Origin of the sequence: Streptomyces sp. MnatMP-M17, from assembly GCF_900091995.1 — a bacterium.
In the GTDB taxonomy this organism is placed as follows: domain Bacteria; phylum Actinomycetota; class Actinomycetes; order Streptomycetales; family Streptomycetaceae; genus Streptomyces.
This window is the reverse complement of sequence record NZ_FMDK01000282.1, coordinates 19,980-30,448: the sequence shown is the minus strand read 5'-3', so window position 1 is coordinate 30,448 and position 10,469 is coordinate 19,980. Positions and strand designations below refer to the sequence as shown.

10 protein-coding genes and 1 pseudogene are annotated in these 10,469 nt (G+C 68.4%); 6 read left to right on the top strand and 5 right to left on the bottom strand.

Annotation, left to right across the window (positions count from 1 at the left end):
• Both GA0115259_RS13480 and GA0115259_RS13475 read left to right on the top strand, forming a co-directional pair.
• Positions 1-903, top strand: a pseudogene (locus GA0115259_RS13480) (AfsR/SARP family transcriptional regulator); the annotation flags it as partial.
• 183 nt (positions 904-1,086) lie between these two features.
• Entirely contained in the window at positions 1,087-1,932 is an 846-nt protein-coding gene (locus tag GA0115259_RS13475; RefSeq protein WP_093595705.1) for an NAD(P)H-binding protein, read from the top strand.
• 60 nt (positions 1,933-1,992) lie between these two features.
• Here GA0115259_RS13475 and GA0115259_RS13470 read toward each other — a convergent pair whose 3' ends face one another.
• Both GA0115259_RS13470 and GA0115259_RS13465 read right to left on the bottom strand, forming a co-directional pair.
• Positions 1,993-2,832: an alpha/beta fold hydrolase gene (locus GA0115259_RS13470; RefSeq protein WP_093595702.1), complete on the bottom strand. Its 840-nt coding sequence runs from the start codon at positions 2,830-2,832 to the stop codon at positions 1,993-1,995.
• A 78-nt stretch (positions 2,833-2,910) separates the two neighbouring features.
• Positions 2,911-4,245: an FAD-dependent oxidoreductase gene (locus tag GA0115259_RS13465; RefSeq protein WP_093595699.1), complete on the bottom strand. Its 1,335-nt coding sequence runs from the start codon at positions 4,243-4,245 to the stop codon at positions 2,911-2,913.
• 564 nt (positions 4,246-4,809) lie between these two features.
• Between GA0115259_RS13465 and GA0115259_RS13460 the strand changes: the two genes are divergently transcribed.
• From GA0115259_RS13460 to GA0115259_RS13445, 4 genes are all read left to right on the top strand, one after another.
• A complete protein-coding gene (locus tag GA0115259_RS13460; RefSeq protein ID WP_093595696.1) occupies positions 4,810-6,459 on the top strand; it encodes a thiamine pyrophosphate-binding protein in 1,650 nt (549 codons plus the stop codon).
• A 204-nt stretch (positions 6,460-6,663) separates the two neighbouring features.
• Complete coding sequence (locus tag GA0115259_RS13455; protein WP_093595693.1) at positions 6,664-7,218, top strand: TetR/AcrR family transcriptional regulator; 555 nt, start codon at positions 6,664-6,666, stop codon at positions 7,216-7,218.
• Positions 7,219-7,270: 52 nt separating this feature from the next.
• Positions 7,271-7,966, top strand: coding sequence for a Rossmann-fold NAD(P)-binding domain-containing protein (locus tag GA0115259_RS13450; protein ID WP_093595690.1), 696 nt, complete (start codon positions 7,271-7,273; stop codon positions 7,964-7,966).
• A gap of 13 nt (positions 7,967-7,979) precedes the next feature.
• Positions 7,980-8,207, top strand: coding sequence for a hypothetical protein (locus GA0115259_RS13445; RefSeq protein ID WP_141716554.1), 228 nt, complete (start codon positions 7,980-7,982; stop codon positions 8,205-8,207).
• A gap of 51 nt (positions 8,208-8,258) precedes the next feature.
• Here the strand turns inward: GA0115259_RS13445 and GA0115259_RS13440 are convergent, their stop codons facing one another.
• The 3 genes from GA0115259_RS13440 to GA0115259_RS13430 form a co-directional block, all read right to left on the bottom strand.
• Positions 8,259-8,987, bottom strand: a complete 729-nt coding sequence (locus tag GA0115259_RS13440) for a methyltransferase domain-containing protein (protein ID WP_237539977.1) — start codon at positions 8,985-8,987, stop codon at positions 8,259-8,261.
• A 152-nt stretch (positions 8,988-9,139) separates the two neighbouring features.
• Positions 9,140-9,715: a TerD family protein gene (locus tag GA0115259_RS13435; RefSeq protein ID WP_093595682.1), complete on the bottom strand. Its 576-nt coding sequence runs from the start codon at positions 9,713-9,715 to the stop codon at positions 9,140-9,142.
• 223 nt (positions 9,716-9,938) lie between these two features.
• Positions 9,939-10,394, bottom strand: a complete 456-nt coding sequence (locus GA0115259_RS13430) for a tellurite resistance TerB family protein (protein WP_093595679.1) — start codon at positions 10,392-10,394, stop codon at positions 9,939-9,941.
• Positions 10,395-10,469 lie beyond the last annotated feature (75 nt).

The following is a 10,469-nucleotide window of genomic DNA, read 5'->3' as shown; positions in this document are numbered from 1 at the left end:
GCCCTGCGCGACGCCTGGGGTGTGGCGGCGGCGCTCAGCACCCGGGCCGCCCTCGCGATGGCCAGGGGCAATCTGGAGGCGATGCGCGGCAACGCGCTGGAGGCCCGCGGTCACTTCATCGATCTGGGAGACGCGTGGGGCCAGCTCAAGGCGACGGAGGTGCTGAGCGTCCTCGCGGAGATCAACGCCGACTACGAACTGGCCGCCGGGCTGCACCGCGAGGGACTGCGTATCGCCGAATCCCTGGAGCTGTGGTCCGAGGTGTCCCGCAAGCTCTCGGGGCTGGGCCGGATCGCCCTGCTGGCGGAACGGCTGACGGAGGCGGACGAGCTCCATGAGCGGGCGCTGCGGCTGGCGGTCGACCAGGGCAACCGGCCAGTGGCGCAGTTCGCCGAGCTGGGACTCGCGCTGGCCGCCCGGCGTCAGGGCCGGCTGGACACCGCGGAGGAGCATCTGCGGCCGTGGCGCGAGTGGAACCGCAGCCGGGGAGCGTTCACCGGACTCGCCCTGGTACTGGCCGAGTTGGGATTCGTCGCGGAGCAGCGTGGTGATGCCGCCGCCGCGCTCGCCCTGCACCAGGACTGTCTGGCCACCGCGCGCGTGACAGGTGATTCACGGGCCGTGGCGCTGGCGCTGGAAGGGCTCGCCGGTGCGCACTCGCTCGCGGGCCGGCACACGCGGGCGGCGCGGCTGCTGGGAACCGCGGCACAGACCAGGACGCTCTCGGGCGCGCCGCTGCCACCGGCGGAGCGCGGCGATGTGGAGCGTATCTCCGCGCGGATCCGCGAGAGCCTCGGCGAGGACGCGTTCCGGGCCGGACTGGAGGCCGGAGCGGCGAGGGACCACGAGACCGCGGCGGACGAGGAGGAGAAGTTCCTGACGGATCACCGGCATACGGCCTGACCACCGGCATACGACCTGACGAACGGGCGCCGGTCCTCTATCCGGACCGTACCGTTCCCGTATCCGGACCGTGCCGGTCTGTCGCATCCGTCCCTCGCGGACCTCCGCCGGCGGCCGTCCGTCGACTCGCCGCTTCGGCCAACTCGCCCTGTTCATATGGTCGTTCATGGTCTACTCGACGCCATGGAACGCGGTAGCGGACACGGTCCCATCCTGGTCATCGGCAGTACCGGCAAGACCGGCCGGCATGTGGTGGCCCGGCTGCGGCGGCTCGGCGAGGACGTCAGGGCAGTGGCCCGCACCACACCGGTCCGCTTCAACTGGTTCGACGAGTCCACCTGGGAGTCCGCGGTGTCCGGAACGCGAGCCGCCTATCTGGTGGACGCGCAGAACGAACACGCCGCCGAACGGATGCGGGCCTTCGCTCCGTTCGCCGTCGAGCACGGCGTCGAGCGGCTGGTCCTGCTCTCCGCGCGCGGCTGGGCCGACTCCGGTGAACCGGAACTGCTGGCGACGGAGGACGCGTTGACGGAATCCGGCGCCGCCTGGACGATTCTCCGGCCGACCTGGTTCATGCAGGGCTTCACCGAGGACGAGACACTGCGCGGGCCGCTACGGTCCGGAGAAGTGCGGCTGCCGTCCGGCGACGGAGTGGAGCCGTTCGTCGACGCCGAGGACATCGCCGAGGTCGCGGCGGCGGTCCTCACCGGGGACGGCCACGAGGGCGTCGTCTACGCCCTCTCCGGGCCGCGCGCCCTGAGCATGGGAGAGGCCGTGGACACAATCGCCAAGGCGACCGGCCGCGCGATCCGTTACGTACCGGTCTCCGAGGAGGAGTACATGGCCGGGCTTGTCGCGCAGGGCATGCCGCCCGGCACGGCCCACTTCATGGCGAAGCTGTACCGCTGGATACGGGACGGCGAGGACGCCTATCTCTCCGACGGTGTCCAGCGGGTGCTGGGCCGGGCTCCTCGGGACTTCACCGAATTCGCCGGTCGGGCCGCGGCGGCCGGAGCCTGGGACGACTGACCGTACGGACGGTACGTGACCCACGCGGACGTACCGCCCGGACGGACCGTGCACGGACGCTCAGACGCGGCCCACCCGGTGGAGGATCTCCGCGGCGATCGTCTCCGGGACCTGCTGCGGCTGCCAGTGCGAGACGCCCTGAAGACGGACGAAGCGGTAGTCGCCCGTCATATGGTCCGCGGTGTGCTCCGCGGCGAAGACACTGACCGACGGATCGTGTTCGCTCCAGATATGGGTGGTCGGCACGGCGACGGGCCCGAGCGGACCGTTGTCGTCCCGCAGCGTTCCCGCCCGGTACCACTTGAGCGCGGCCCGCAGTGTGCCGGGACCGCTGTGGAAGCGAACGTACCGCTGGATCTGCTCCTCGCTCAGCACGCCCTCGCCCGCCTGCCGGAACCATCCGTCGAGCCCCGCCGAGCCGTCGGCGAGGAAGGAGTCGGCCGCGTCCTCGGCGCTGAGCGTTTCGATATATCCCGAGTTGTCTCGCTGCTCGGGATCCACCCGCAGCGCGTGCTGGTAGGCGTCCAGATGCGGGAACGCCGACGCCGTCAGGCTCCGTACCCGCTCCGGCGCCCGCGCCGCCAGATACCAGCCGACGACCGCGCCCCAGTCATGGCCTGCGATATGCGCCGAGGCGATGCCGAGGGCGTCCAGGATGCCCAGGGCATCGCCCGCCAGCTCCGGAAGCGCGTACGCGGCCGTCGGTTCGGGACGGGCACCGGGCGAGTAACCGCGCTGGTCGGGAGCGACCGTACGCAGTCCGGCCCGGTGCAGGACCGGCGCGATATCGCTCCAGGACTGCCGGTTGTGCGGAAAGCCATGGAGCAGAAGGACCGGATCACCGTCCTCGGGTCCCGCCACGTCGACGTCGAAGACCAGCTCGTTCAGGGAGATCTGCATCAGGGCTGCCTGTCCGTGGGCGGAGTGGGCCGGGCGGGACCGGACGGGGACGGAGCGGGCCGGGCAGGTCGATGGATGTCAGTCCGCCTTCAGCGCCTCGCGCACTCTCGGGGAGCGCAACGCCTCGGGCGGATCGACCAGACCGATGACACGCGCGTAGGCCGCCGCGACCTCACCGTCCCGCTGCGCCGCCTCCAGGACCAGGCCGATGTACTCCTGGTCGGCGAGGATCTCCGGTGTTCTGTCTCCCTCGACTCCGGGAAAGCCCAGATCGTTGCTGAGCGCCTGCCGCCAAGCCTCGTCCACCGCGTCGCGGGCGAGATCACGGAAGTAGGCGACCGGATCGGGCGGGCCGTCGCCCGTCGCGTGCGCGCGCAGTACGACGGAGCCGAGCGCCGCGACCGTCATCCCTTGTCCGTACGTCGGGTTGAAGCTGCACACCGCGTCTCCCATGACGAGCAGCCCGGTCGGGAAACGGTCCAGCCGCTCGTAGCGGCGGCGCAGACTGGCCGGGAACCGGTAGGACACCGGGGCGTCGAGCGGCTCCCTGCCGACCACCAGCGCCTCGTAGATCTCTGGCGAGGAGAGCGACTTGAGGAAGTCGAGAAAGCCCTCCGGATCGGTGGGCGGTACATCACCGAGGATTCCGTACGCGGTCACGATCTGACGCTCACCGTCGATGCGCGCGCATATCGCACCGCGAGGATTGTCCGGTGTGGCGACGATGTCGACGGAGATGTCGCCGGGCGACGGCTCGGGTCCGGCCCGGTAGTGCCGGGTGGTGTAGGTGAGGCCGACCTGTGTGCGGTCCTCCGGGACGCCCGGCCAGCCGTGGTCCTTCAGCCATCGCGGGACCTGTGAGCCGCGGCCCATGGTGTCGACCACGAGCTCGGCGTCGACGACGGAGGTGCCGCCCGGATCCCGGCGGTCCACCGTCCGTACGCCGGTCACATGGTGCGCGACCGGAGCGAACCGCAGGCCGACGACCTCTCTTCGGTCCAGGATCTCGACATTGGCCAGCGCCCGTACCCGGTGGCGGATATGCGCCTCCAGCGTGGGACGGGCGACGGATACGGCGAGGAGTCCGGAGTCGCCCTGGCTCATCGGAATGCCGTCCATGATCCAGCGGACATTCCCGGCCACGTCGCCCGTGACGGCGCCGGCCGCCTCCAACTCCTCGGTGATACCGGGGAAATACTCTTCGATGATCTGCTGGCCCCGGGCCAGTATCCCGTGCACATGGCGTCCTTGCGGCACTCCGCGCCGGTTCTCCGGGAGATCGGTCAGCTCGTCCCGGTCCACGACGACGACCTCGTCGTACGCCTCCGACAGTGCCCGCGCCGCGAGCAGACCCGCGATGCTCCCGCCCAACACCACGGCTCGTCGCACGTTCTTACCCGTCTTACCCGTCATGGCGGGGTGCCTCCTCAATCTCTGTCACTGCTCGTATCTGCCACCCCTGCCGTCCGCCACTGGTGGACGCCGCGTCCCTCAGGACTAAGGGACGCTAACTCCGCCCGGTAACCGATGGACCATCGCGCGGTAATCCCGCTGCCGATGCTCCGTTGACAACGGGGGCAAACCGCGCCTAGCCGTCCTGGGACGTATCCGTCCCGTACGAACGGCCGGACGGTGTCGGAACGCGTCCGGAACGGTCTCGGCGCGGGTCCGGTGCAATGAAAAGCTCGCGCGTTGAGAGGCCGTGCCGCCATGAGAGGCCGTAATTCACGGAGTTACGCCGAATCGGTGCCGCGTCAGGACGGTGGCACTCACCGCGCCCCGTTGTCGGGATCCGCGGCGTAAGGGTGCATTACGCTCGGGCTCTCCGGCGGCGCCGAGAAAGCCGATCGGCCGCACCGTCAAGCGCCTACGGGGAACGGCAACGCCGTACGAAGACAACTCCGTATTCCGCCGAAAGCATCGGCGCCCGTTGGTCCGAGACCGTCCGAACCCGTCCGAACCCGAAGGAAATCTCCGATGAAGGCATTCCAGGCTGTGACCGACGCGATCGCCGCCGAAGGGCTCGACCACTTGTTCGCCGTGATGGGCGACGCGAACCAGGACATGATCGTGGATTTGGGCGAACGGCACGGCGCGACATTCGTCCACGCCCACCATGAAGCCGGCGCCGTCGGCATGGCCGACGGTTACGCCCGGTTCAGCGGCAGGCCCGGTCTCGCGTCGGTCACCCAAGGGCCCGGCTACACCAATGCCACGACCTCGCTGGTGGCGGCACGGCTGCACCGCACGCCGCTGATGGTGATCGCCGGACACGCCTCCCTCCGTGACCCGTACAACCCGCAGGGAATGGTGGACCAGCCGGCGCTCGCCAGACTCACCACCGAGGCCACCGTACGAATGGAATCGGTGCACAATGTGGACTACTGCCTCGGTGAGGCATTCCGTCAGATCAAGGTGCGGAAAGGGCCGTTCATTCTGAATCTTCCTCAGGACATCCAGCAGACGGAGATTCCGGATCCCGGATGGACGTACCGGCCCATGTACGCGCCCAACACCCTCCAGCCGCCGCGTACTCAGGATGTCGAGGAAGCGGTCAAGCTGCTCGCCTCGGCCCGGCGCCCGACGATTCTCTGCGGACTCGGCGCGAGGAATTCCGGGGCGGAATCCGAGGTGCGCAGACTGGCCGAACGTCTTGGCGCACCGGTCGGAGTATCCATTCTCGCCGCCGGATTCTGTGCCGATTATCCGCTGTATCTGGGAGTCAGCGGCGGACTGGGCTCGAAGCTGACAGTGGAAACACTTGCCGAGAGCGATGTGATGGTGGTGGTCGGCGCCAGCCTGAACGAATGGACGACCGACTTCGGCAAGCTCCTGGCGAACGGGAAGAAGATCATCCAGATCGACGACCGGCCCGACGCCTTCGGCTGGTACGCCCGGGTGGCGGTCGGTATGACGGCCGACGCCAGAACGGCCGTGTCGGCCCTGGTGGACCGGCTCGCCGAGACGGTGGACGCGCGCCGGCCCGACGCCGGACTCGTACAGCGGCTCCAGGACGATCGGAAGCCGACGGCCGTGCACTACAACGACGGAGACGCGACGGATCCACGCCGTGCGGTACGGCATCTCGAGGACGCGCTGCCGAAGGACGACCGTGTCCTGGTGCTCGACGGCGGCCACGCGGCCATGGTCTGCGCGAAGATCCTCACCGTGCCACGCGCGGAGAACTGGGCGGTCGGCTGGGACTTCGGCGCCATCGGCCAGGGTCTCGCCCTCGCGATCGGCGCCTGCTTCGCACGTCCCGGACAGCGTGTCACCCACGCGACCGGAGACGCCTCGTTCATGATGAACGTCGCCGACTTCCATACGGCCGTACGCCACAAGCTGCCGCTCACGGTGGTCGTCTTCAACGACCACGCGGTGGGCCAGGAGAAGCACGACCTGATCCACAAGAAGCTGAACCCGTCCTACGCCGACATGCCCGAGCCCGACTTCGCGAAACTGGCGGCGGGCTTCGGCGCCAAGGGCTTCACCGTACGCAACCCCGACGACCTCGGCGAGATCGACCGAGCACTCTCCGTCGAGAACGGCCCGGTCCTGATCGACGTACGGATCAACGGCGACGTCGAACTGGCAGCAAGCTGGGAAATCGCCAAGCACCTGAGCTAGGGTCTTTCGTTTGGATCAGGCTGGGCACGCTCCCTCACCCAGCCTGATCCAAACGAAAGACCCTAGGCCGCTCCGGGGCGCCGGGGACGTTCATGGCGCGTTCCGGGTCGGCGCCCCATAACGCGCCTTCCAGTCCGCAGGGCGAGTCGTCAGGACGGGCCGGACCACTTGGCAAGTAAGGACCTACCTACATAGGCTGGGACCATGGTCCGCAACGCAGACGAGACACGGCGCAAGATCCTGGCCGCCGCCACGGAGGAGTTCGCCCGCCACGGGATCGCCGGGGCTCGCGTCGACCGCATCACCACAACCGCGGGCGTGAACAATGCCCTGCTCTACCGTTACTTCGGCAGCAAAACGGACCTGTTCGACACGGTTTACAGCCGTCTGGTCGTGGAGATCGTGACAGCCGTTCCGATGGATCCCACCGACCTGCCGGGTTACGCGGGACGCCTGCACGACTACTACGAGGCCCATCCCGAGGTCGTACGTTTCGCCGCCTGGCGCGAGCTGGAACGCCCGCATCACGAAGTACCCGATGCCGTGCTCAAGGCGCAGGAGGAGAAGGCCGCCCTCATCGCCCAGGCGCAGAAGGACGGTCTCGTCACATCCCGGCTGCCCGCCGAAGAGCTGCGTGATCTTCTCGTCCTGCTGTCCCTCGGCGGTCTGCCGTTGAATCCGGCCATGGACGCGGCCGTGGACCGGAAGCGCCGCCGCGCCACGATCGTGGCCGCCGCCGCGGCGGTCCTGAACGCATGACCGACGACCGCGGCCGACACATGACATCAACCGTCGACAGGGAGCTCAGCACGTGAATGTGGTCATCTTCGGAGTGTCCGGCATGGTGGGACAGGGTGTCCTCCACGCCTGTCTGCGGGACGAGCGGATCAGAGGTGTCCTCGTCGTCGTACGCACTCCACTGGCGGTGAGCCATCCGAAGCTGCGCGAGGTCGTCCACTCGGACTTCACCGATCTCACCGCGATCCGGGACGAGCTCGTCGGCCTCGATGCCTGCTTCTTCTGTCTCGGCGTCAGCTCCGCCGGCCTGTCGGAGGCGGAGTACACGCGGATCACCTACGACTACACCTTGGCCGCCGCACGTGCGGTGTACGCGGAGAATCCCGCCCTCACCTTCACCTATGTATCGGGAGAGGGAACCGACAGTACGGAGAAGGGCCGCTCCATGTGGGCCCGGGTCAAGGGCCGCACGGAGAACGAACTGCTCGCCATGCCCTTCCACGCCTATATGTTCCGGCCCGGTTATATTCAGCCCCGCCACGGCGCCGTCTCCAGAACGGCCACGTACCGCGTGCTGTACCGCCTGACCTCATGGCTCTATCCGGTCCTGCGCCGGGTGATCCCACGCCATGTGACGACGACCGACCACCTGGGACGGGCGATGATCGAGGTCGTGGGCCTCGCGGGGACAGGTCCGACCGTGCTGTACAGCCCGGACATCAACCGCCTCGGCGCCTCGAACGCACCGGGCTCGCCCCTGTCGGCCTGATGCCATGGCGGCGGTGCTGACGCAACCGCCCGGGGCCCGGTCGTACGGAGCGCCGTCGAGTGGCCGCTTCCCCGCCGGGGAGGGCGTCGGCGGACGCTACTTCGAGAACCGCGGCGAGTCCCTGTCCCACAATCCGCAGAGCGCGGACAGCACAGAACCGTCCGGCGTCGCCGCGCACGCACTGGACGAACAGGACGCCGCCCGCCTGGGGGAGGTCTCTCTCGCGATGCTGGAGGCATGACCGGCACCCGTGACGGTCATTTGAACGGCGCCACGGGACCGGGTCAGCAGATCACCGTGAGCAAACCACACTGACGAGGGAGAACGACGCGAAGAACGTTCCTTGTGAGAGGCCGGCGAACCAGCGGTGGCCGCGGTCCCGGTCGATATGGCCTGCCTCGATGGCCTGTTGCATGTTGCGGCCGAGTCCCAGTGTGTGGTCGGCGTCCTGGAACTCGCGGAACACCGGTGCCGTGACGCGGGCCGTCTCCACGCTGAAGCCCGCCTGCTCGGCGAGGCGGGCGAGGCTGCGGCCGATGGTGGCGTGACGTACCACCTCCGCGGTGGTGTAACGGGTGAAGGCGCGGCTTGTCTCAAGATCTTCCGCGTCGACGACCAGGGTGTCCCAGTCAGGTTCGACAAGACCGATCAGAGCGCCTGGCCGGGTGGCGCGGTGCAGTTGTGCGAGAACGTCGGCGGGTTCGGCGACGTGCATAAGGACCCGGTCGATCTTGGCCCGGTCCACTGTTCCCGGCTCGACGGGAAGGGCATGGACGTCTCCCTCGCGGAGCTCCACACCTGGCAGACCCTCCGTACGCCGACGGGCCTCGGCGAGCATGGCCGGATCACGGTCCACACCGATCACCGAGCCACTCACACCGACGCGTTCCGCCAGCACCGCCAGATCCGTGCCCGGACCGCATCCCACATCCAGCGCGGTCTGGCCCTGCTGAATGTCCAGCAGGTCGATCAACTCCTGCTTGTACGCACGACCAGCACGGTCGGCGGCGGTACGCAGCATATAGGCAGCCTGGTCAGGTCGGGACACACCAAGGTTCATCGACATGCGGGCAAGTCAAACACTCCGGTCGCCCGCATGGGCAAGGCGGCACCCCAACCCCGGCACCCCAGGCCAATGGTCGGGGTCGGGGTCGGAGTGCCGGTGTGGTGGCGTCAGACGCCTACGCCGAAGTCGGCCGCGATTCCGGCCAGTCCGGAGGCGTAACCCTGGCCGACCGCGCGGAACTTCCACTCCTCGCCGTGCCGGTACAGCTCGCCGAAGACCATCGCGGTCTCGGTCGCCGCGTCCTCGCTCAGGTCGTAGCGGGCGAGTTCGGCGCCGCCCGTCTGGTTGACCACGCGGATGAAGGCGTTGCGGACCTGGCCGAAGCTCTGGCCGCGGCTCTCGGCGTCGTGGATGGAGACCGGGAAGACGATCTTCGACACCTCGGCGGGGACGGCGCTCAGATCGACCTTGAGGGACTCGTCGTCGCCCTCGCCCTCACCGGTCAGGTTGTCGCCGGTGTGCTCCACCGAACCGTCAGGGCTCTTCAGGTTGTTGTAGAAGATGAAGTGCTGGTCGGAGAGCACCTTGCCGCTGCTGTCCACCAGCAACGCGCTGGCGTCGAGGTCGTAGTCGAGGCCGGTGGTGCTGCGCGCGTCCCAGCCCAGCCCGACGAGGACCGCGGTCAGCCCCGGAGCCTCCTTGCTGAGAGAGACGTTGCCGCCCTTGGCCAGACTCACACCCATGTCGCTGTTCCCTTCACGTGTTCCCGCACCGAGCCCCAGGCAGAGGGCCGGTTCCGGGAATCCCGGTCCCTTGGATCCACAGCTAAATCTACAGCACTGTAGAAGTTACGGAGAGCCCCCCGACCGGGCGAGCTCCTCCGCCACGTGATCCCACGCCACGCCGCACACGCGTGAGGGCGCCCCGTCACATCAGGACGGGACGCCCTCACACGCATATCCGGGATTACAGGTCGAACTCGTGCGGCGGCAGGTCGAGCGCGTAGCACGCCTCGCGGACGACCGCCTGCTCGGTCTTGTCGAAGTCGCCGTCGGCGCCGCCGATGACAATGCCGATCTGGATGACGGCACGGGCCTCGGTGGGCTTCTTCTTCGCCTTGGCGACCTCCTGGAGGACGCTGACCTTGCCGAAGTCGAAGTCGGCGGTGAGCTTGTCGAGGTAGCCGTCGAAGCGGCGCTGCAGATCATCGGCGGGGAAGTTCTGGAGCACCTCGTTGCTCATGATGAGCTGGGCGACCTTGCGTCGTTCTTGCGGATCGATCGTGCCGTCGGCGGCGGCGACCAACGCGCACATCGCCATGCTCGCATCGCGGAACGCGCCGCTCTTGAGGTCGTTCTTCTTGGCGTTGAGCTGGGTCTGCATCGTCGATGCGGACTCCTTGATGCGATCCCACAGGGCCATGAAAACTCCATACAGTCAGGGGCTGCCCGGACCGCGTAAGGAGCGGCCCGGACCACCACTTCTTCTACAATGCTG

Coding starts and splice junctions, on each gene's coding strand:
- GA0115259_RS13460 (WP_093595696.1), top strand. CDS start 4,810: ATGAAGGCATTCCAGGCTGTGACCGACGCGATCGCCGCCGAAGGGCTC.
- GA0115259_RS13470 (WP_093595702.1), bottom strand. CDS start 2,832: ATGCAGATCTCCCTGAACGAGCTGGTCTTCGACGTCGACGTGGCGGGA.
- GA0115259_RS13435 (WP_093595682.1), bottom strand. CDS start 9,715: ATGGGTGTGAGTCTGGCCAAGGGCGGCAACGTCTCTCTCAGCAAGGAG.
- GA0115259_RS13430 (WP_093595679.1), bottom strand. CDS start 10,394: ATGGCCCTGTGGGATCGCATCAAGGAGTCCGCATCGACGATGCAGACC.
- GA0115259_RS13465 (WP_093595699.1), bottom strand. CDS start 4,245: ATGACGGGTAAGACGGGTAAGAACGTGCGACGAGCCGTGGTGTTGGGC.
- GA0115259_RS13455 (WP_093595693.1), top strand. CDS start 6,664: ATGGTCCGCAACGCAGACGAGACACGGCGCAAGATCCTGGCCGCCGCC.
- GA0115259_RS13440 (WP_237539977.1), bottom strand. CDS start 8,987: ATGCTGCGTACCGCCGCCGACCGTGCTGGTCGTGCGTACAAGCAGGAG.
- GA0115259_RS13475 (WP_093595705.1), top strand. CDS start 1,087: ATGGAACGCGGTAGCGGACACGGTCCCATCCTGGTCATCGGCAGTACC.